Consider the following 21,234-nt stretch of genomic DNA (forward strand, 5'->3'; position numbering starts at 1 on the left):
GATGGAGAAACATACGCCTCACTGCAGGCTCTCGGTGATCAGGACCTTGGCCATCGAAGGGCGGGTTTGCCTGACCAGCTCCGCTGCCGTGCACAGTCGCAAGCTCGGATTCGACAGTGCCGACGTGATCGCCGTCATTGCTTCGCCGACGTCGGCAGACTTTTACAAGAGCATGACGACCTACGCGGATCACAAGGTATGGCAGGACGTTTACCGGCCGATTACCGCCGCCGGCGCACTGTATCTGAAACTGACGGTCACCGATGCGGTGCTGGTCGTGTCATTCAAGGAGCTGGAACCATGAAATGTCCAGAATGCGGGGGTGCGGAACTGGTGCAGGACACGCGCGACGTGCCTTATACGTACAAGGGCGAAACTGTCATCATTTCCGCGGTCTCGGGCGGCTTTTGTCCGGCGTGCGGGGAAATCGTGCTGGATCCGAATCAAGCGGACCGGTACGGCGAAGCGGCGGTGGCTTTCCAAAAGCAGGTCAATGCCGCCATCGTCGATCCCGCCTTCATCGTGGCCGTGCGCAAGAAGCTGAGCCTGGACCAGCGCGAGGCCGCCGAGATATTCGGCGGCGGCGTCAATGCCTTCTCGCGCTACGAAACCGGCAAGACCAAGCCGCCGCTGGCGCTGGTCAAGCTGCTCAAGGTGCTGGAGCGGCACCCGGAGCTGCTTGATGAGGTGCGCTCAGCGTAGCCGGTGCGCCCTCGGCCATACCCCTTACAGGGGGAAGTCGTAGTCGATCGACAGCGGCGCGTGATCGCTGAATTTCTCGTCCTTGTAGATCGAGGTGGCGCGCGCGGTCTCGGCGATCTTCGCCGTGGCCAGGTGGTAATCGATGCGCCACCCGACGTTCTTCGCATAGGCCTGGCCGCGGTTGCTCCACCAGGTGTACTGCTCGGGGCGCGGGTCCAGCTTGCGGAACACGTCCACATAGCCGTGCACGTCGAACAGCTCGCCGATCCAGCTGCGCTCCTCCGGCAGGAAACCCGAGTTCTTCAGGTTGCCCTTCCAGTTCTTGATATCGATTTCCTTGTGGGCGATGTTGACGTCGCCGCACAGCACGATCTCGCGCCCGCTGGCCTTGAGCTGCAGCAGGTGGGGCAGGAAGGCTTCCATGAAACGGAACTTCGCCTGCTGGCGTTCTTCCCCGCTGGAGCCGGACGGCACATAGACCGAGATCACGGCGAGGTGCGGATACTGCACCTCGACATAGCGGCCTTCGTTATCGAACTCGTCGACGCCGAAACCGGTGATCACCCGCTCCGGCTTGTGGCGCGTGTAAAGGCCGACACCGCTATAGCCTTTTTTCTCCGCATAATGGAAGTAGCCGTGGTAGCCGTGTGGCGCCAGGAACGCTTCCGTCATGTCGGCAGCCTGCGCCTTGAGCTCCTGGACGCAGACCATATCGGCGTCCTGCTTGCCCATCCATTCGAAAAAGCCTTTCTTGGCCGCGGAGCGGATGCCGTTGAGGTTGGCGCTGATAATCCGTAACATCTCGGGAAATTTTGAAATCAGAGAGAAAAGATGACGCAGCAGACGACGCCGCAGCCCGGCGCTGGCGACCTGAGCCAGACCTTCATCCGCTTCGCGCTCGACGCTGGCGTACTGTCCTTCGGCGAATTCGTGACCAAAGCGGGCCGCAAGTCGCCGTACTTCTTCAATGCAGGCCTGTTCAACCAGGGTGCGATGCTTGGCCAGGTGGCGCAATTCTATGCGAAAACCCTGCTGGCATCCGGATTGGAGTTCGACGTGCTGTTCGGGCCGGCCTACAAAGGCATCACGCTGGCGTCCGCCACCGCGGTGGCGCTGGCCGGGCTCGGACGTGACGTCGGCTTCGCCTACAACCGCAAGGAAGCCAAGGACCACGGCGAGGGCGGCACGCTGGTGGGCGCCAAGCTGCAGGGCAAGGTCGTGATCATCGACGACGTGATCTCGGCCGGCACCTCGGTGCGCGAGTCGATGGCGATGATCCGCGCGGCTGGCGCGGAGCCGGCCGCGGTGCTGATCGCGCTCGACCGGATGGAAAAGAGTGGCACCGCCGATCAGGTCGGGACGCATTCTGCAGTGCAGGATGTGCAGCGCGAATATGGCGTGCCGGTGATCTCCATTGCCAGCCTGAAGGACCTGCTGGCTTACCTGGACGCATCGCAGGATCCCGCGCTGGGCGGCTCGCGCGATGCAGTGGCTGCCTATCGGCAGCGCTACGGCGTATAGTCTGGAATCTGTTGCCTGCTGCTTGCAACGCTTTGTCGCAATGCAGCAGATAACAGGGAACCGCGCACGAAGATCGCCGGTCTGACTGATCTCGCTGGCCGGCCCCCCGGGGATCCGGGGACGCCAGCGATTCGCCTTGCCGCCCGGCAAGGCGGCGCAGCATCTCTTCAGGAGGTTGGCTGGCGATGGACATCAAGACGATCCGCGAGCAGGCATTTGCCATGCCGCTTACCAATCCGGCCTATCCGATGGGGCCATACCGTTTCATCCATCGCGAATTCTTCATCATCTCCTACCGTACGGATCCCGAGCTGTTGCGCGCGGTGGTGCCGGAACCCCTGGAGATCACCGACGCGGTGGTCAACTACGAATTCATCCGCATGCCGGACTCCACCGGGTTTGGCGATTACACCGAATCGGGCCAGGTGATTCCCGTCACCTACCAGGGCAAGCCCGGCAACTATACCCACGCCATGTACCTCGACGACCATCCGCCACTGGCGGGCGGGCGCGAGCTATGGGGCTTTCCGAAGAAGCTGGCCAGCCCCGCACTGGCGGTCCACACCGATACGCTGGTCGGTACGCTCGACTATGGCCCGGTGCGCGTCGCCACCGGCACCATGGGCTACAAGCACCGCGAGCTCGACAAGGACGCGCTGGGCCTGGCGCTTGCAAGCACGCCCAACTACCTGCTCAAGATCATTCCGCACGTGGATGGCTCCGCGCGCATCTGCGAGCTGGTCTGCTACTTCCTGAAAGACGTGCAGATGAAGGGCGCGTGGACCGGGCCCGCGGCGCTGTCGTTGTCACCGCATGCGCTCGCGCCGGTGGCTGGGCTTCCGGTGCTGGAAGTCCTCGGCGCCAAGCATTACGTTGCCGACCTCACCCTGGGGCTGGGCGAGGTGGTGTTCGACTACCTGGCCTGAGCGGCCACGCATTCAACGATATCCAACGGTTTCCATCGGCTCCGGCCCCTCCGGCCGGCCCGGCTAACCTGAATCATCCAGACAGGAGAAACGTCCATGAAGCTCCAAGGAAAATCCGCCATCGTGACCGGCGCTGCCAGCGGCATCGGCCGCGCCATTGCTGACCTGCTGGCCAAGGAAGGCGCGGCGGTCGCCATTGCCGACCTGAATCTCGAGGCTGCGCAGAAAGCTGCCGCCGATATCGAAGCTGCCGGTGGGCGCGCCATCGCCGTGGCGATGGACGTCACCAACGAGGACGCGGTCAACCTCGCTACCGAGGAGGTGGCCAAGGCGTTCGGTGGCATCGACATCCTGATCTCCAACGCCGGCATCCAGATCGTCAACCCGATCCAGAACTACGCCTTCTCCGACTGGAAGAAGATGCAGGCCATCCACGTCGATGGCGCCTTTCTCACCACCAAGGCCGCACTCCAGCACATGTACAAGGACAAGCGCGGCGGCACCGTGATCTACATGGGCTCGGTGCACTCGCACGAGGCCTCGCCACTGAAGTCCGCCTACGTTGCGGCCAAGCACGCGCTGCTTGGCCTGGCGCGCGTGCTGGCCAAGGAAGGGGCGGAGTACAACGTGCGCTCGCATGTGATCTGTCCGGGTTTCGTGCGCACGCCGCTGGTCGACAAGCAGATTCCGGAGCAAGCCAAGGAGCTTGGCATCAGCGAAGAAGAGGTGATTCGCCGCGTCATGCTGGGTGGTACCGTGGATGGCGTCTTCACCACCGTGGACGACGTGGCGCAGACCGCGCTGTTCCTGTGCGCCTTCCCGTCGGCGGCGCTGACCGGGCAGTCATTTATCGTGAGCCACGGCTGGTACATGCAGTAAGCGACAGGAAAAGCGGCCGGGTGGCGGTACCACCGCCCGGCCGGCATGACCGCGTGCAAGATCGGAAAGCAAAGTCATCAAGGAGGGGTCGTGGCAGGTGGACGTCGGCAGAAGCTGGATAAAGTGGCACAGGAAAACACAGTGGCACAGGGAAAGGGCACGCCGAAGCAGGCTGTAGAAAGCGCCGCGGCTGCCGTGGTAGCGAACCCGGCGGCGCCCACGCTAAAACGCGAGGCGCCAAAGCCCGAAGCGCTACGAGAGCCGGAGCCCAACCTCCTGCCTCCCGGCGGCTGCGCGCCGCCGGACCTCGCGCCCGAGGGCGCCGGCCGCGCGCGGCCGGTTCACCATGAATACACGGTCCGGGCTTTGGTGCTGCAGGGCGGTGGCGCGCTCGGCTCGTATCAGGCGGGCGTGTACCAGGGGCTGGCGGAGGCGGGCATCCAGCCTAACTGGGTGGCCGGGATTTCAATCGGCGCGCTGAACGCAGCCGTGATCGCGGGCAATGCACCCGAGCGCAGGGTCGAGCAGTTGCGTGCATTCTGGGACTACATTTGCCAGCAGCCCTGGCTGCCCAGCCTGCTGCCTTATGAGGTGGCCGCACAGGGCGCTGCGCACTGGCCCGATCCGCTGCGCATCTGGTTCGACGGCATCGAGGCCGCGCGTGCCATCTTCGAGGGGCAGCGGGGCTTCTTCCAGCCTCGTCCGTGGCCCAGCCTGGTGGAGCGCCAGTGCGGCCCAGCCAATGCCAGCTATTACGATACAAGCCCGCTCAAGGCCACGCTGGAGCGCTTTGCCGATTTTGACCGCATCAACTCGCAGCATAACGAGATGCGCGTGTCGGTGGGCGCGGTGAATGTGCGGACCGGCAATTTCGCCTATTTCGACAACACCCGGCGCAAGCTGCGCGCCGAGCATTTCATGGCCTCCGGCGCCTTGCCGCCCGGCTTTCCCGCGGTGGAGATCGATGGTGAGTTCTATTGGGATGGCGGCCTGGTGTCCAACACGCCGCTTTCGGAGGTGCTGACCGCCCAGCCCCGGCGCGACGCGCTGATCTTCCAGGTGGACCTGTGGAGCGCGCGGGGCAAGCTGCCGCACAACCTGCTGGAGGTGGCCGAGCGGCAGAAAGACATTCAGTATTCCAGCCGCACGCGCACCATCACGGATTACATGAGCGAGCAGCAGAACTACCGCCGCATGCTGAGCGAGGTGATGGCGCTGGTGCCGCAGGGGCAGCGTGACAGCGACTGGTACCGCAAGGCGGCGGAGTATGCATGCGATGCGCGCCGCAACGTGATCCAGCTGATCTATCGCGACAAGACGTTTGAGGGCAACGCCAAGGATTATCAGTTTGGCTTGCTGACGATGAACGAGCACTGGACCAGCGGGCTGGACGACATCCGGGAAACGCTGAAGCATCCGGAGTGGCTGGCCATGCCGACGCACGAGAAGCCGTTTGTCACGCACGACATCCATCGCGGCAACGGGCACGCCTGACCCAAAGCGAAGGGGCCGGCCTGGCCTGGTCCCTTCGCGTTGCGCTTGTGCCTCAGACCACCTTCAGCTTCGCCAACGCCGGTTTTCCCGGCGGATACGCCGGCTTCAGTTTCTCGAACACCGCCATCAGGATCTCCGCCACCATCAGGTTCCGGTGCGTCTTCGAATTCGCGGGCACGATATACCACGGTGCTTCCGGCGTGCTGGTCGCGGCAATGGCGGCCTCGTAGGCGGTTTCGTAGTTCTTCCAGTACTGCCGCTCCTCCAGATCCTTCGGGTCGAACTTCCACTGCTTCTGCGGATCCGCCAGCCGTGCTTCCAGCCGGGCTTTCTGCTCGTCCTTGGAAATATGCAGGAAGCACTTGACGATGGTGGTGCCGGTTTCCAGCAGCATCGTCTCGAATGCCCGTAGCTGCTTGTAGCGGCGCTCGCATTCGGCCTCGTCGATCCACTCGTGCACTCGCGTGATCAGCACGTCTTCGTAGTGGCTGCGGTTGAAGACCACGATCTCGCCGGCGCGCGGCACCTGCGCATGGATGCGCCACAGGTAGTCGTGCGCGAGTTCCTCGGCGGTGGGGGATTTGAAGCTGACGACGCGGATGCCGAGCGGGTCGAAGCTGCGAAAGACGCCGCGCACGGTGCCATCCTTGCCGCTGGTGTCCATGCCTTGCAGCACGATCAGCAGCTTGCGCTGGTGCTCGGCATAGAAGATGTCCTGCTGGGCGTCGAGCTGCGTGCTCAGTTCGGTGAGGCGGGCCTGGTCGGCGACCTTGTCGCCGCTGGAGAACGGCTTGGCGTCGGGGTTGAAGTCGGCCAGGCTGAAGTTCTTGCCCGAGGTGATGCGGAAATCGGCGAGCGGCATTGGCACTCCATAGAGGGCGCGGCCATGGCTGGCCGCAATCCCCTATGGTCAGGCAGGCAGCCGGTCCAGGTCAATGCTGCCTTCGAAGACCGTGGTGGCGGGGCCGGTCATGCGTACCGACTCGCCTTCGCCGTCCCAGGCAATCGTCAGGTCGCCGCCATGGGTGTGCACCAGCACCGGCGAGTCCAGCAGGCCGCGGCGAATGCCGGCGACGACCGCCGCGCATGCGCCCGTGCCGCAGGCCAGGGTCTCGCCGGCCCCGCGCTCGAACACGCGCAGGCGGATCGTGTGGCGCTCCACCACCTGCATGAAGCCGGCGTTGACGCGGTTGGGGAAGCTCGCGTGGTGCTCGATGATGGGGCCGTCCTGCAGCACCGGGAACGCCTCGGTGTTGTCCACCACCTGCACCGCGTGGGGGTTGCCCATCGAGACTGCCGAAATCCACCCGGTGCGGCCGTTGACTTCCAGTCCGTACAACGTGTCGCGGCCTTCGGCCTTGGTCGGCAGGCCTTCGGGGCGGAACGGTACGCGGGCAGGTTCGAGTTCCGGCGCGCCCATGTCGACCGTGACCTGGCCGTCGTCCTGCAGCGTCAAGGTGATCACGCCGTTCATCACTTGCACGCGCACCGAGCGCTTGTCGGTCAGGCCGTGGTCGGTGACGAAGCGTACAAAGCAGCGCGCGCCATTGCCGCAGTGCTCCACTTCGCCGCCGTCGGCGTTGAAGATGCGGTAGCGGAAGTCGACGTCGTCCCGGGTGGGTTTCTCGACCACCAGGATCTGGTCGGCGCCCACGCCGAAATGCCGGCTGGCGAGCGCGCGCCACTGCGCCGGGGTCAGGTTCAGGGTCTGGTGGATGCCGTCAAGCACGACGAAGTCGTTGCCGGCGCCGTGCATCTTGGTGAACTGGAGTTTCATAGTGCGATTGTAGTCGGGCCGTCCGGCGCTTGCTGGCGGCGTGTCGAGGGTGGCGCGGGCTGCATGTCTGGCTGGCGATGCCGCCGCCGCGCCCACGTGGTCAGTAGTTTTCGCGCTCGCCGTCGGGGCGGTGCTTGAAGCGTTTGTGCACCCAGTAATACTCAGTCACGCGGGGGCGGATGCAGTCTTCGAAGAAGGCATTCATGCGCCGGGTGTCCTCGGTCACGCTGTCGCCAGGGTAGTTTTCCCAAGCCGGCAGGATGCGTAGCACATAGCCCTGGTAGTCGGGCAGCATCTCGGTATAGATCGGCACCACCTTGGCCCCGGTCAGCCGCGCCAGGCGTGATACCGAGGTCAGGGTCAGGGCCTCCACGCCAAAGAACGGGATGTACTCCGAGTCGCGCTCGCCAAAGTCCATGTCGGCGATCAGCTGCAGCGCTTCGCCCTTGCGCAGGCAGCGGATGATGTCGCGCGCGCTGTCGTTGCGGGCAATCATCTTGGCGCCGAAGCGGCCGCGCGCGTGCTTGAGGAACCCGTCGAACAGGTCGTTCTTCTGCTTGGTGTAGAGCGACGCGCCGGAGCGTTTGACGTGCTCGCGCAGGTGGATGGTGAGGCGGATCGCGCCAGCTTCGACGCCCGAGAGATGCAGCGTGACGAGGATGTGGGGCGTGCCGTCCAGCGCCACCAGGTCGGCCTGATCGTCGATCTGGACCCAGCGGCGCATCTGCGCCTCGCTGCCGGTCCAGAAGATGCCGCGCTCGGCAAAGCTGCGAAAGACGGTGCGAAAGGTCTGCCGCGAGAGCGTTTCAATCTCGGCGTCGGTCCGCTCGGGGAAGCACAGGCGCAGGTTGGTCTGCACCACGCGGCGCCGGCTGCTGGGAATGAGGTAGAGCAAGCTGCCCAGGCCTTCGCCGAAGCGTGCCACGAGCGGATAGGGGAGCTTGCCCAGCACGGTCAGCAGGCCGATGCCGAGCCAGGTAAAAATACGGCTCATTGTTGGTCGTTGGAGTGGGGGACAGGCGCCGGTGCCGGCACCTCCAGGGGGCTGCGCGAAGCGTCGGCTGCGGGCGCGCGAGGTGGCTGGGCGGGTGGCGGTTCGGCGCCGCCCGGCTGCTTGTAGCGGTTGTAGCCCCACAGGTACTGCGTCGGGCATGCCTTCACCAGCTTCTCGACGGCCGCGTTGATCACCGCGACGGCTTCTGCCTGGTCGTCGGGCAGCGGGTCTTTGATGACCTGCATATGGCCCATGTAGCCCGCGCCACGCGGCAGGCGCTCGGCGAAGATCACCGCGATGGGCGCGCCCGTGAGCTGCTGCAGGCGCTGCACCAGCGTCATGGTGTAAGCCGGCTTGCCAAAAAACGGCGCCCAGGCGCCTTCGCCGCCGGTCGGGACCTGGTCGGGCAGGATGCCGATGGCCTCGCCTCGCTTGAGTGCCTTGACCAGCATGCGCACGCCGCGCGGCTGCGCCGGCGCCATGGCCAGGTTAGGGCGCGTGCGCATCTTGACGATCCAGTCGCGTAGCCAGGCCTGGTGCGGCGGCTTGTACAAGGCCGTGACCGGATGCCGCAGGGCAAATGCCTGTGGGAGCACTTCGAAGCAGCCAAGATGCGGCACCAGGATGATCAGCCCGCGGCCCTGCGCCATCAGCTTGTCGAGTTCCGGCCAGAGCCGGTCGGCAAAGCCGTACATGCGCGCCTCGGGATGGCGCCGGCTCCAGAAATAGGGCATTTCCAGGATCATGCGGCCGGTCGAGCGGGCCGCCTGCGCCACCATCGCGTCGCTGGCGTCGGGGTAGGCATGGCGAAGGTTTTCCCTGAGCCGCGTGCCATAACGTCCCGGCAGGCGTGCCGCCAGCAACCCGAGCGCACCGCCGATGGCGTGCAGCCAGGAGAGCGGCAAGCGGGAGATCAGCCAGAACAGAAAGGTCATCGGATTGCGATAGCGGCCCGGCGGGCCGGGTGGGTCATTAATGTTTTGCCGGGCGCTGCCGTTAGTGGGGCAATCAAAATGAATCTGGTGTTGTTACGGGGCCCACCGTACGGCTTGCACTGCCTGCAGGCTCGCGCCAGGCCGGAAACGCGCCGCCTGTCGGGTGGCGCGGCCTGGCCGCGACAGCGTCCGGTATTGGCAGGTGTGCCTGATAACCGGGGTGCTGCAGCGCAGCTTGCAGGCGCGTATAATAGCGCGTATCGCCGAGTTAACTGACAACTTGCGGGGCGATACCGTTCTACCGGAACGGCATGAAAATTCCGCTAAAGCGTCGCCGCCCGGGCTTAGAGGTTGGCGCGCAATAGCCAAACCTGGAGAAAAGTTCGTGGCAAACGACTTCTTGTTCACTTCGGAATCCGTCTCCGAAGGCCATCCCGATAAGGTCGCCGACCAAATTTCCGATGCTGTCCTCGATGCCATCCTGGCCCAGGACAAGTACGCGCGCGTGGCCGCTGAAACGCTGTGCAACACCGGCCTGGTTGTCCTGGCCGGGGAAATCACCACGACTGCCAACGTCGATTACATCCAAGTTGCGCGCGACACCATCAAGCGCATCGGCTACGACAATACCGAATACGGCATCGACTACAAGGGCTGTGCAGTGCTGGTCGCTTACGACAAGCAATCGCCTGACATCGCTCAGGGCGTGGACCGCGCCTCCGACGACTACCTGAACCAGGGCGCCGGCGACCAGGGCCTGATGTTTGGCTACGCCTGCGATGAAACGCCGGAGCTGATGCCTTTCCCGATCTATTATTCGCACCGCCTGGTCGAGCGCCAGTCGCAACTGCGCCGCGATGGCCGCCTGCCCTGGCTGCGTCCCGACGCCAAGTCGCAGGTGACCGTGCGTTACGTCGACGGCCGCCCGCACAGCGTGGATACCGTGGTGCTGTCGACCCAGCACTCGCCGGATATCACCCAGGCGCAGATCCGTGAAGCCGTCATCGAGGAAATCATCAAGCCGGTGCTGCCGGCCGAGATGCTCAAGGACACCAAGTACCTGGTGAACCCGACCGGCCGCTTCGTCATCGGCGGCCCGCAGGGCGATTGCGGCCTGACCGGCCGCAAGATCATCGTCGACACCTACGGCGGCGCTTCGCCCCACGGTGGCGGTGCTTTCTCGGGCAAGGATCCGTCCAAGGTCGACCGCTCGGCAGCCTACGCTGCCCGCTATGTCGCCAAGAACGTGGTCGCCGCCGGCCTGGCGCGCCAGTGCCAGGTGCAGGTCAGCTACGCCATCGGCGTGGCCCGCCCGATCAATGTGACGGTGTACACCGAAGGCACGGGCAAGATCTCCGACGAGGCGATTGCCGCGCTGGTGCAAGAGCATTTCGACCTGCGCCCGAAGGGCATCGTGCAGATGCTTGACCTGCTGCGCCCGATCTACGAGAAGACCGCTGCCTACGGCCACTTTGGCCGCGAAGAGCCGGAATTCTCGTGGGAAGCCACCGACAAGGTCGCGCTGCTGCGCGCTGCGGCCGGCCTGTAAGGCTGCTCGAACCTTGTATCGGAAAGACCGCCTTCGGGCGGTTTTTTTTCGCGCCTGCGGTGGCGTTCCTGGCTTGCCACCGCCTTGTCCTGGATCAAGCGCGGCATGGCTGGGCGTGGCGCGCCATGGCCGCGAGGGTAGAATCGCGGGATGGCAAGGTGGCCCGGCGAGTGGCGCTTTGTTCGCCTGCCGCGGCGCGCGCATGCGCGCTCAAGACCGCCGGAGCCCGCATACCGAGGATGCCCATGTCACTTGATTCGACCCTTACCCCTTCCACGCCCACCCCCGCCACTGCGCCCGGGGCGGCCGCGCCCGCGTTCAACCTGATCCGCCCCCAGCCCTATACCGAGTGGGCTCCGCAACTCGATGCCGGCACCAAGGCGGCGTTGCGCCGCGAGTTGGAGCAGGGCGCCGTGCTGTTCTTCCCCCAACTGCGCTTCCAGTTCGAGCCCGGCGAAGAGCGTTTCCTGGACAGCCGCTGGTCGGACGGCAAGTCAAAGAACATCAACCTGCGCGCCAACGACCAGGCCGTGCGCGGTGCGACGGGTGGCGAGCAGGACCTGAAAGACCTGTACGTGCTGATTCGCCGCTATGCCGAGTACAGCGAGAAGCTGGTGCTCAGCCTGTTCCCTGAATATGGCCCGCATATGGTGCGCGCCGGCACCTCGCTGCGCCCGAGCGAGATCGCCGGGCGGCCGGTGAGCTGGCGCAAGGACGACACGCGGCTGCATGTGGACTCCTTCCCGTCCAACCCGATGCTGGGCCAGCGGCTGCTGCGCGTGTTCCACAACATTGACCCACAGGCGCCGCGCGTGTGGCGTGTGGGCGAGCCGTTTGGCGATTTCGCCAAGCGTTTCGTGCCGAAGACCAAGGGCATGTGGCCGGGGCAGGCGCGGGTGATGGAGATGCTGCATATCACCAAGCGCCGGCGCTCGGAGTATGACCATCGGATGTTGCAGCTGCACGATCTTGCAAAGGCCGACCTGGAGTACCAGGCCAATGTGCCGCAGCAGGAATTTCAGTTCCCGCCCGGGTCGACCTGGATTGTATTCAGCGACCAGGTGCTGCATGCGGCTATGAAGGGCCGGGCCATGATGGAGCAGACTTACTACCTGTCGCCGAAGGCGATTTCAGACCATACGCATTCGCCGGAAGCGGTGTTGGCGCGGATGCTGGGGCGGCCGATGGTGGTGGGTTGAGGCTGGGTGGTCGTTACGCCAGCGGGCTGGAAAACACCACGGGCTTCGCTTCGCGTGGCTCCTAGCTAAGCCACCCCTCTCCCCGGCCCTCTCCCCCTGAGGGGAGAGGGAGAGACAGCCGTCGTCAGGGCGCGCCGCGTTGGCCCGTTCGGCGGCTTCGATCAACGCCGCAGGTTTTCCTCGTCATTCAGCGCATCAACAGCTTGATCATCGTTTCAAAGCGCTTGCCATAGGGTGGCTTCAGCAGCCCGGCGCCGTTGATGCCGGATTGGCGGAAGATCGGCTTGAGCTTGGAGAAGGTTTCAAAGCCCGCCTGGCCCTGATAGGCGCCCATGCCGCTGGGGCCCACGCCGCCGAAGGGGAGGTCTTCCTGGGCGATATGCAGCAGCGTTTCGTTGATGCTGACGCCGCCCGCCACGGTTTGCGCCATGACGTGGTCGATCGTGCGGCCGTCTTTCTCGAACAGGTAGAGCGCCAGCGGACGTGGGCGGCATCGCTCACCAGGCCGTCCAGCCGCGCGAACAGCGCGGCGTGTACTCGGAGAGCTTGACCATGGCGCGGTTGCCCGCGACCAGCGCGCCCACCAGCGGGCCCACGGTCAGGTAGAGCGGGTAATTCCACGGCACCACGATGCCGATCACGCCCAGCGGCTGCGGCATCAGCCGCGACGTGGCGGGCTTGAACCACAGCCCGGTGCGCACCCGGCGCACCCGCATCCAGCGCTTGCCATGACGCAGTGCACCGTCGATCCCGGCCACGCTGGGAAAGGCCTCGAGCAGCGCGGTTTCCTGGCGGGGGCGGTTGCCGAAATCGGCGCTGATGGCTTGCGAGATCTCGTCCATGTGCCCCGTTACCAGCTTGCGCAGGCGCCGCAGCCGGTCGGCGCGCACGGCCCAGGCCGGGGCCTGGTCGCGGCGCGAGGCGGCGCGCATGGCGTCGAATACGGATGACATCTCGGGCACTTCTCTCATGTCGCGCTCTCCTTGGGGTCGTGCGCCGCCCTTGGCGCGCGCGGCGTTTAGATCCCCGCACCATATGCCAGGCGGTGCCCCCTGACAATGGAGGCCGGCCACTAGCCGCGTGCTTCAAACAACCGTATTCATCGATCCTCCTTCGCCCTTTCCAGTGCCCTGGCAAAGCCCTACACTGATTTCGCGGCATGCTTTCGGCGTGCCAGCCAGACCGGGTTGACCGGCATGCGCGGCTTGCCGGAGCGTTCGGCGCAACCCCGGCACACTGACCTCGGACCAGGCGGGGAGACGGATGGAAACCACCTTTGACTATCTCGTCGTTGGCGGCGGTTCGGCGGGGTGTGCCCTGGCCGGGCGGCTGGCCGACAGCGGCAGCGACAGCGTGGCGGTGCTCGAGACCGGCGGCCACGATCACCATGTGCTGGTGTCGACGCCGGCGGGCTGCGCGGCTATGCTGCCGCGTGCCGGTAGCCATAATTACGGCTACCGTACCGTTGCGCAGCCCGGGCTGAACGGGCGTCGTGGCTACCAGCCGCGCGGGCGCGGCCTGGGAGGCAGTTCCTCGCTCAATGCCATGATCTACACGCGGGGCACGCCGGCTGACTACGATCGCTGGGCCTCGGCCGGCTGCGACGGCTGGGCCTGGGACGATGTGCTGCCCTATTTCCGCCGGGCCGAATGCAATGAGCGCGTGGCCGGGCGCGATGACGATCCCTGGCACGGCGGCAGCGGCCCGCTCCATGTGTCGGACCTGCGCACGCCCAATCCCTTTGGCCAGCGCTTTATCGAGGCGGCCCAGCAGGCCGGCTATCGCCGCAACGACGACTTCAACGGCGTGGACCAGGAGGGCGCTGGCTGGTACCAGGTGACCCAGCATGGCGGCGAGCGCTGGAATGCCGCGCGCGCCTACCTGCATCGCGGCGACGCCGCCGACCGCGCCAGCAATGGCGGGCGCGAAAACCTCGCCGTGATGACGGGCGCGCAGGTGCTGCGCATCGAGTTCGAGGGCCGCCATGCGGTGGGGGTGGTAGTGCGGCAGGATGGCCGCGAGACCCTGTTGCGGGCACGCCGCGAGGTGATCGTGTCGGCCGGCGCGTTCGGCTCGCCGCAACTGCTGATGGTGTCGGGCGTCGGCCCTGCCTCGCATCTGCGCGAGCTAGGTATTCCCGTGGTGCACGACCTGCCGGGCGTGGGCGCCAACCTGCAGGACCACCTCGACGTCATCGTGCACAAGCGGGTGGCGGCGTCCGAGCTGTTCGGGGTCTCGGTGGGCGGCGCGTTTCGCCTGCTGGCCGAGATACTGCGCTACCGGCGCGAGCGCACCGGCATGCTGACTTCCAACTTTGCCGAGGCAGGCGCCTTCCTGAAGAGCCACGCCGGGCTGGACGAGCCCGACCTGCAGCTGCATTTCGTGGTCGGAATGGCTGACGACCATATGCGCCGCATCCGCCTGGGCCATGGCTATTCCTGCCACGTTTGCGTGCTGCGCCCGAAAAGCCGGGGCGAGGTACGGCTGGCTTCGCCCGATATCCGCGAGGCGCCGATGATCGATCCGTGCTTCCTGTCGGACCCGCGGGATCTTGACGGCCTGGTGGCCGGCGTGCGGATCGTGCGCCGGATCCTGGCGCAGCCGCAACTGGCGGCGTTCGGCGGCAAGGAGCTGTATTCGGCACACTTGCCGGCCGATGGCGGCGACGACAGCGCGATCCGCGCGATGATCCGCGCCCACGCCGATACCATCTACCATCCCGTGGGGACGTGCCGCATGGGCATGGACGAATACGCGGTGGTCGATCCGCAACTGCGCGTGCGGGGCGTGGAAGGCTTGCGCGTGGTGGATGCTTCGATCATGCCAACGCTGATTGGCGGCAACACCAATGCGCCGGCCATCATGATCGGCGAGCGCGCGCATGACCTGATCCGGCACGGCCCGCGCGTGGTGTTGCGCATGGCGGAGGTCTTGGCCGTTTGAGGGCCGTTTGAAGGCCGTGTGAGGGGCGGTGCGAGGGGTGGTGGGCCGCCCCTCGCACCCGCGCTCAGGCCGTAGCCAGGCGGAAGGTCGATACCGTGTCGCGCAGCTTGCCGGCCTGGTCATCCAGCGATTGCGCGGCGGCGGCTGCTTCTTCCACCAGCGCGGCATTTTGCTGCGTGACTTCGTCCATCTGGCCCACCGCCTGGTTGACCTGCTCGATGCCCGCGCTTTGCTCGTCGGAGGCCGCGGCGATCTCGGCGATGATGTCCGATACGCGCTTCACCGCGTTCTGGACTTCGCTCATGGTCTTGCCGGCATCCTCGGCTTGTGCCGAGCCCGTGCGCACGGTGTTGACCGAGCTGTCGATCAGGTCCTTGATTTCCTTGGCGGCGCTGGACGAGCGCTGCGCCAGGCTGCGCACCTCGCCGGCCACCACCGCGAAGCCCCGGCCTTGTTCGCCGGCGCGCGCGGCTTCCACCGCGGCATTCAGCGCCAGGATGTTGGTCTGGAAGGCGATGCCCTCGATCAGGCTGGTGATCTCCGCGATGCGGTTGGAACTGGTGCTGATCGCGCCCATGGTTTGCACCATCTGCTGCACGGCGGTGCTGCCGTGTTCGGCCACGCTGGCGGCATTGCCGGCCAGGCCGCTCGCCTGGCGCGCGTTCTCGGCGTTCTGGCGCACGGTGGTGGTCAGCTCTTCCATGCTCGATGCGGTCTGCTCCAGCGAGGCAGCCTGTTGTTCGGTCCGTGCCGACAAATCGGTATTGCCCGCGGCGATCTGCCGTGCCGCCACGCTGACGGAGTCGGTCGAATGGCGTACCTCGCGCAGCGCCACGGCTACCCGCTCCAGCAGGCGGTTGAAGGCGGCCGCGGTACGGCCGATCTCGTCCAGGCGGCCCACCGGTGCGCGGCGTTCCAGGTCCAGGGAGTCGCTGACGTACCCCAGGGTCTCCTCGATTTCGGCCAGGCTGCCGTGGATACGGCGATACAGGGTTGCCGCCAGGAAGCCGGTGACCAGCATCGCCACGACGATGACCGCCGAGAACACGCGAACAGCCATGGTGTACTGCTCGCTATTGTGTTTCACGGCGAGTTCGCCCAGCTCGCCGTTATAGTTGATGTGATCGTCGATTGCCTTGCGCAAGGCGATCGATGCGTCGTTCAGTTCGCCGCTCACCAGCATGGTGTGGGCCGTGGCGAAATCGTTGGCGCGCGATTTTTCCAGCATGGGGACACGCGCGGCGCGGTAGCGCTTGAGCGCGGCGCGGTCGACTTCGAGCATCTTGCGGTCGGTATCGTCGCTGATGTCGTCACGCTCATACTTTGCGGCGGTGGTGTCGAACTTCTCGTCGGCGCGTGCCAGGGCGGCTTCGGCTTCGGCCTTGGCCTTGGGGTCTTCGCTCATGGCGTGCCTGTAAAGCGAGATACGCATGGCGTTGACGTTGTCCTTGAGGGTGTCCAGGGTGCGTACGCTACCTAGCGTGTTGTCGTTGAAGTACTCGAAACGCTGTTCCGACTCGCTGAGTTGCCAGATGCCGCCGAGGCCCACAACGAGCAAGGCGAGCAGGGCCAGGGATAAAGATAGCAGCAGGCGTTGGCTGATGTTCATGTCGGGATGTCGGCACCCGCCGTGTAGCCGGGCGCGCCGCTTGGTCATTGAAAGGGGATCAACACGCACTTATGTATTAAGTGCATGACATTAATACCAAGGGGTTTACGGCAGGACACGCGCCGCCTGTAGCGCGTTGGCCAGAAAAAAAAGCGTGACGAGGCGTGCGGCGCGGCCGCGTGCCTCAGGCCGGCCAGGCGCGGGCGATGACCCGCGCCAGCGCGGCATCGTCGCCCTCGAGCGTGCCGAACACGCGGCCGTGCTGGCGCCCGAGCCGGCTGGCCACGAAGCGCTCGGCATCGTCGGCGTCGGCATGGGCGAGCATCAGCGCCGCCTGCGCGGTCAGCACGAGGCCCTGGGCAAAACGCCGCGCGCCGGCTTCAAGGTGATCCGGCGCGTCGCGCAGCATCGCCTGCAGCGAGGCGAGTTCGGCCCGCACCGCCGGATGGCCGCCGGCGCGCCGGCCGAGATCCTGCAATAGCCGCCCGGCGTCCTCGGGATTGCGCTGGAGCGCGCGCAGCACGTCCAGGCACATGATGTTGCCGGAACCCTCCCAGATCGAGTTGACCGGTGCCTCGCGGTACAGCCGCGCCATCGGGCCCTCCTCCACGTAGCCGTTGCCGCCCCACACCTCCATGGCTTCGCCCGTCACCTCGATGGCCCGCTTGCAGACCCAGAACTTGGCCGCCGGCGTGACGATGCGCTTCCAGGCGGCCGCCAACGGGTCAGCATCGGCCCGCTCGAAGGTGTGCGCCAGTTCCATCATGAGCAGGGTGGCGGCCTGGCTCTCCAGCGCCAGGTCGGCCAGTACATTGCGCATCAGCGGCTGCTCCGCCAGCAGGCGGCCGAACGCCATGCGATGCCGCGCGTGATGGATGGCCTGCACCAGCGCCGCGCGGATGATGGCGGCGCTGCCGATCACGCAATCCAGCCGGGTATAGGTGGCCATCTCGATGATGGTCGGGATGCCACGGCCCTCCTCGCCGATCAGGATGCCGGTGGCCTCGCGGAATTCCACTTCGCTGCTGGCATTGGAGCGGTTGCCCAGCTTGTCCTTGAGGCGTTGGATCTGCACCGGGTTCTTGCTGCCGTCGTCGCGAAAGCGCGGCACGAAGAAGCACGACAGCGGCCCATCCTCCGCGCCCATGCGCGCCACCACCAAGTGGGCATCGCACATCGGGGCGGAGAAAAACCACTTGTGCCCGGTGATCGCGTACTCCGCGCCGCGGCCCTCGCCGCGCACGGCGCGCGCGACGGTGGTGTTGCTGCGCACATCGGAGCCGCCCTGCTTTTCCGTCATGCCCATGCCGATCATCACGGCTTGCTTGTCGCGCCAGGGCAGGTCGCGCGGATCGTGCTCGGTGGCGAACAGCTTCGGCCCCAGTTCCGCGAACAGCGCCGCTTCCTTCTGCAGCACCGGGATGCTGGCGAACGTCATGGTGGGCGGGCACAGGGATCCGGACTCGGCCTGCGCCTGCAGGAAATAGCCGGCGGCGCGCGCCACCCACGCGCCCTCCCTGGGCTGTGCAAACGGCAGCGCCTGCAGCTGCTGGCTGCGCAGCAGGGCCAGCAGGGCGTGCCATGCCGGCGGAAATTCCACTTCGTCGATACGCTCGCCGGTGCGGCTATGCGAATGCAGTTCGGGCGCGTGGCGATTGGCCTCGGCCGCCCACTGCTGCACATCGGGTTTGCCCAGCCGTGCACCGAAGACATCGAGCGCACCGGCGTGCCAGCCGCCGCCAAGCCGCTCCAGCGCGGCGCGCAGCGCGGGGTCGCCGGTGAACAGGTTGTAGCCGGTCAGGTCCGGGACCTGGTTGAACACGCGGTGGGTGGCAGCTTGGGTCATGAGGTCTCCTGTGCAGTCTTCTGCGCGCGCGGCGCATGGGCATATCTGATTGCATGGTAGAGCAAGCGGCGCGTTATGTGCGTGGGCTTGCACTGTGTCCGGCCTCCAACACTTTGCGCCGTCATGGCAGGGCGCGCGGGCCGGGCGCTTGCCGTTCGCCGCTCCCCGGCGATACACTGCACGCTCCTTTCTCGACGCTGCTGCGCAGAAGGTACTTTTTGCCCCGGTTTCCCGGAGGCACCCCCGTACCTTGTATTCCCGGCAGCCATGTCTTCACTTCCCCGTCTTCAAAAAGCCCTGCAGCGCCAGGGCATCCATGTCGAGCGCAGCCAGGGTGTCTATCACCTGCGTAACGAACACGCCCAAGCCTCGGTGCTGTTGCCCGCCAAGCTTGCCCTGGAAGCGAAAGCCGTACGGCAGTTGCTCGACTTCGCCGCGGTGCGTTCTGCAAACGGCCACCACGGCGTTTGCAAAGCCTGCGCCACGCCGGATTTTCATCCCGGCGGCATCGCGCCGGTCGGATCGATCGTTGCCACCGACGCGGATTTCGTCATTCCCGCCGCGATCGGTACCGACATCAATTGCGGCATGCGCCTGATCACCACTGGCCTGAAGCAAGCCGCCCTGCTGCCGCAGCAGGATGCCCTTGTGAGCAGGCTGACGCGTGCGCTGCTCGATAACGGCCGCGACGTGCCGGTGCATAGCGCCGCATTCCGTGCCTTGTTCGACGAGGGACCCGCCGCGTTCATCGATCGCGTGGCGCCACAAGGCTTGTGGGCGCAGGTCGATCGGGCCCGGCTGGACGCCGAACTTGCCGCTTGCGTCGGACTGGATGCGTTTGGCGGTAGTGCCCGCTATGCGCCAGATGCGCACGTCGGCAATCGCGAGGTCTTTCGCGATCCCTGCCTCGACACGCCGGGCGGGGGCAATCATTTTGTCGAGCTGCAGGTCGTGGACGAGATCTTCGACAGGCATGCCGCGTATCGCGTTGGCCTGGCGCCCGGCGATGTCGTGGCGATGATCCACAGCGGCTCGCGCGATGTCGGCTTCTACGTGGGCCGGCGCTGGATGGACCGGGCGCGCCAGGCCTGGCCTGCCGGCCTGAAGCATCCGACGAGCGGGCTGTACGGCTTGGCGGGCAGCCTGGCGCACGAGTACCTGGTGGCCATGGGCACGGCGGCACGCTATGCCTGGGCCAACCGGGTGGTGCTGGCAGAACTCGTGCGCAAGGAGCTGGCCGAATTGTGCGGCGCGACGGCTTCGCGGCTGGTGGTCGACGTGCCGCATAACGTGGTGCTGCGCGAAAACGGCCTCAATATCCACCGCAAGGGCGCGACACCCGCGCATCACGGCGACTTGGCCCTGATCCCCGGCTCTATGGGGGATGCTTCCTATATAGTGAGCGGTTTGGGTCACACCGGCTGGCTTTCGTCATGCAGCCACGGTGCCGGCCGCAGTGTCCGGCGCCAGGCCCTGCGCCGCTTGAAAAGCGATCATGCCAACGCCGGGTGGCGCTGCGTCACGCTGCGCGAGGAGCGCAGGGTGGAAGAAGCCCCCGAGGCCTACAAGCCGATCGGTCCGGTGCTGCAGGCACAGGAAGAGGCCGGGCTGATCGTAGCGGTGGCGCGGTTGAAGCCTTGGGTGACCTTCAAGGCTTGAAGTGAAAAGACGAATCGAACCAAGGGAGAAAAAACGATGAACGTCAGACAACCCGTGAGCGTGCTGAGCGCACACCCTGTTGCCGACGATATTCGCGCACGCGTGCTCGACGAACTGGCGGCGATCGAGCGTCGTCACGATGTGCAAGTCATCTACGCCTGCGAATCCGGCAGCCGGGGCTGGGGCTTCGCCTCACCGGACAGCGATTACGATGTACGTTTTCTCTATGTGCACCGGCTCGACTGGTATCTGCAGGTGGAAGCTGGGCGAGATGTGATCGAGCTGCCGATCAACGATGAGCTTGATGTCAGCGGCTGGGAGTTGCGCAAGGCGCTGCAATTGCTGCATCGGTCCAATCCGACGCTGCTTGAGTGGCTGGACTCGCCCATCGTCTACCGGGAGGCGACGCAAGCCATGACGCTGCTGCGGCCGGCCGCGCGCGACTTTTTTTCCCCGGTGCGCGGGCGGCATCACTACCTGTCGATGGCGAAGAAGAACTTCCGTGGCTACCTGCAGGGGGATGAGGTCAGGTACAAGAAGTATCTCTATGTTCTGCGCCCGCTGCTGGCGGTGCAATGGATCGACGAGCGCGGCAGCGCGCCGCCGATGCGCTTTGCCGACCTGGTGGCCGGGACCGTTCATGAGCCGGCGTTGCTGGATGAGATCAACGCGCTGCTTGCGCTGAAGATGCAGACTTGCGAGAGCGAGTATGGCCCGCGCCGCGCCGGCATTCACGCGTTGATCGAGGCGCGGCTCGCCAATGCCGCATTCGAACCCGATCACAAGCGTCCGCAGGGGGAGCCCGCCTCACTGGATATGCTCATGCGGCGCATCGTGCTGGAGCGGTGGGATTGATCGGTGGCGCACGCGTACGATAAGTCATGGTGCGCCGCAGCGTAAGGTGTGTGCGCCACGACTCGGAGGCTGTGTGTTCGCCAGCGATACCACGACGCACGACACTCCAGATTGAAACAGGGGTGGTCAAGCCCCGAGCCTTGTGCTTAAATTCACCCCGTTGGATGAAACAGGGGTGCCGTACGGATGGGCCGTGCGGCTGAGAGAGTCCCTTCGAACCCGATCCGGCTAGTACCGGCGTGGGAAGTTTCATGGTTACCGAACAGCTCCTGCCTTCTCCAAGGCACATGACCCGGCCACACCGCCGCGGCCATGCTCACAGGGCTCCTGGTTTCGTCCATCCCCG

General features: G+C 65.8%; 18 protein-coding genes, 1 pseudogene and 1 riboswitch. Of the genes and pseudogenes, 11 read left to right on the top strand and 8 right to left on the bottom strand.

All coding sequences use genetic code 11. The annotated features are described in order from the left end of the window. Nucleotide 1: 1 nt before the first annotated feature. Both F7R26_RS01390 and F7R26_RS01395 read left to right on the top strand, forming a co-directional pair. Nucleotides 2–304, top strand: coding sequence for a type II toxin-antitoxin system MqsR family toxin (locus F7R26_RS01390; protein WP_150989862.1), 303 nt, complete (start codon nt 2–4; stop codon nt 302–304). Further along, on the top strand, nt 301–702 hold the full coding sequence (locus F7R26_RS01395) for a type II toxin-antitoxin system MqsA family antitoxin (protein WP_150989865.1): 402 nt from the start codon (nt 301–303) through the stop codon (nt 700–702). Before F7R26_RS01390 ends, F7R26_RS01395 begins: the two co-directional genes overlap by 4 nt. A 24-nt stretch (nt 703–726) precedes the next feature. Here F7R26_RS01395 and F7R26_RS01400 read toward each other — a convergent pair whose 3' ends face one another. Then, on the bottom strand, nt 727–1,503 hold the full coding sequence (locus tag F7R26_RS01400) for an exodeoxyribonuclease III (protein ID WP_150989868.1): 777 nt from the start codon (nt 1,501–1,503) through the stop codon (nt 727–729). Between the two features lie 30 nt (nt 1,504–1,533). Between F7R26_RS01400 and pyrE the strand changes: the two genes are divergently transcribed. The 4 genes from pyrE to F7R26_RS01420 all read left to right on the top strand — a co-directional run bounded on the left by pyrE (nt 1,534) and on the right by F7R26_RS01420 (nt 5,522). Beyond that, nucleotides 1,534–2,223: an orotate phosphoribosyltransferase gene (gene pyrE / locus F7R26_RS01405; RefSeq protein ID WP_150989871.1), complete on the top strand. Its 690-nt coding sequence runs from the start codon at nt 1,534–1,536 to the stop codon at nt 2,221–2,223. Nucleotides 2,224–2,408: 185 nt separating this feature from the next. Then, nucleotides 2,409–3,149, top strand: a complete 741-nt coding sequence (locus F7R26_RS01410) for an acetoacetate decarboxylase (RefSeq protein ID WP_150989874.1) — start codon at nt 2,409–2,411, stop codon at nt 3,147–3,149. Between the two features lie 96 nt (nt 3,150–3,245). Beyond that, nucleotides 3,246–4,028, top strand: a complete 783-nt coding sequence (locus F7R26_RS01415) for a 3-hydroxybutyrate dehydrogenase (protein WP_150989877.1) — start codon at nt 3,246–3,248, stop codon at nt 4,026–4,028. Between the two features lie 141 nt (nt 4,029–4,169). Further along, nucleotides 4,170–5,522, top strand: a complete 1,353-nt coding sequence (locus F7R26_RS01420; RefSeq protein ID WP_150989880.1) for a DUF3734 domain-containing protein — start codon at nt 4,170–4,172, stop codon at nt 5,520–5,522. A 52-nt stretch (nt 5,523–5,574) separates the two neighbouring features. Here F7R26_RS01420 and F7R26_RS01425 read toward each other — a convergent pair whose 3' ends face one another. The 4 genes from F7R26_RS01425 to F7R26_RS01440 form a co-directional block, all read right to left on the bottom strand. Further along, complete coding sequence (locus tag F7R26_RS01425) at nt 5,575–6,384, bottom strand: polyphosphate kinase 2 family protein (protein WP_150989883.1); 810 nt, start codon at nt 6,382–6,384, stop codon at nt 5,575–5,577. Between the two features lie 48 nt (nt 6,385–6,432). Then, the gene (dapF, locus tag F7R26_RS01430) at nt 6,433–7,299 is read right to left on the bottom strand and encodes a diaminopimelate epimerase (RefSeq protein WP_150989886.1); all 867 of its coding nucleotides are present in this window, start codon (nt 7,297–7,299) and stop codon (nt 6,433–6,435) included. Between the two features lie 100 nt (nt 7,300–7,399). Then, complete coding sequence (locus F7R26_RS01435) at nt 7,400–8,293, bottom strand: lipid A biosynthesis lauroyl acyltransferase (protein WP_150989890.1); 894 nt, start codon at nt 8,291–8,293, stop codon at nt 7,400–7,402. Beyond that, nucleotides 8,290–9,228 (bottom strand): lysophospholipid acyltransferase family protein, encoded by a 939-nt coding sequence (locus F7R26_RS01440; RefSeq protein ID WP_150989893.1) that lies wholly within the window; start codon nt 9,226–9,228, stop codon nt 8,290–8,292. The genes F7R26_RS01435 and F7R26_RS01440 overlap by 4 nt, the downstream gene beginning before the upstream one ends. Before the next feature lie 385 nt (nt 9,229–9,613). Here F7R26_RS01440 and metK point away from each other — a divergent pair, with 385 nt between their 5' ends. Beyond that, on the top strand, nt 9,614–10,777 hold the full coding sequence (metK, locus tag F7R26_RS01445) for a methionine adenosyltransferase (RefSeq protein WP_043343105.1): 1,164 nt from the start codon (nt 9,614–9,616) through the stop codon (nt 10,775–10,777). A gap of 245 nt (nt 10,778–11,022) precedes the next feature. Then, complete coding sequence (locus F7R26_RS01450; RefSeq protein WP_150989897.1) at nt 11,023–11,976, top strand: Kdo hydroxylase family protein; 954 nt, start codon at nt 11,023–11,025, stop codon at nt 11,974–11,976. 187 nt (nt 11,977–12,163) lie between these two features. Here F7R26_RS01450 and F7R26_RS01455 read toward each other — a convergent pair. Beyond that, a pseudogene (locus F7R26_RS01455) lies at nt 12,164–12,947 on the bottom strand (aldehyde dehydrogenase family protein). 292 nt (nt 12,948–13,239) lie between these two features. On the opposite strand from F7R26_RS01455, the gene F7R26_RS01460 reads away from it, so the two are divergent. Further along, nucleotides 13,240–14,919: a GMC family oxidoreductase gene (locus F7R26_RS01460; RefSeq protein WP_150989902.1), complete on the top strand. Its 1,680-nt coding sequence runs from the start codon at nt 13,240–13,242 to the stop codon at nt 14,917–14,919. Nucleotides 14,920–14,983: 64 nt separating this feature from the next. On the opposite strand, the gene F7R26_RS01465 is transcribed toward F7R26_RS01460, so the two are convergent. Together F7R26_RS01465 and F7R26_RS01470 are read right to left on the bottom strand one after the other, a co-directional pair. After that, entirely contained in the window at nt 14,984–16,528 is a 1,545-nt protein-coding gene (locus F7R26_RS01465; RefSeq protein ID WP_150989905.1) for a methyl-accepting chemotaxis protein, read from the bottom strand. A gap of 184 nt (nt 16,529–16,712) precedes the next feature. Further along, nucleotides 16,713–18,374 (bottom strand): acyl-CoA dehydrogenase family protein, encoded by a 1,662-nt coding sequence (locus F7R26_RS01470; protein ID WP_150989908.1) that lies wholly within the window; start codon nt 18,372–18,374, stop codon nt 16,713–16,715. A 267-nt stretch (nt 18,375–18,641) separates the two neighbouring features. Between F7R26_RS01470 and F7R26_RS01475 the strand changes: the two genes are divergently transcribed. Further along, a complete protein-coding gene (locus F7R26_RS01475) occupies nt 18,642–20,033 on the top strand; it encodes an RtcB family protein (RefSeq protein WP_150989913.1) in 1,392 nt (463 codons plus the stop codon). A gap of 36 nt (nt 20,034–20,069) precedes the next feature. After that, on the top strand, nt 20,070–20,888 hold the full coding sequence (locus F7R26_RS01480; RefSeq protein WP_150989917.1) for a nucleotidyltransferase domain-containing protein: 819 nt from the start codon (nt 20,070–20,072) through the stop codon (nt 20,886–20,888). Between the two features lie 161 nt (nt 20,889–21,049). Beyond that, nucleotides 21,050–21,151, top strand: a riboswitch (TPP riboswitch). Nucleotides 21,152–21,234: the final 83 nt, after the last annotated feature.

Source organism: Cupriavidus basilensis (genome assembly GCF_008801925.2).
Classification (GTDB): Bacteria; Pseudomonadota; Gammaproteobacteria; order Burkholderiales; family Burkholderiaceae; genus Cupriavidus; species Cupriavidus basilensis.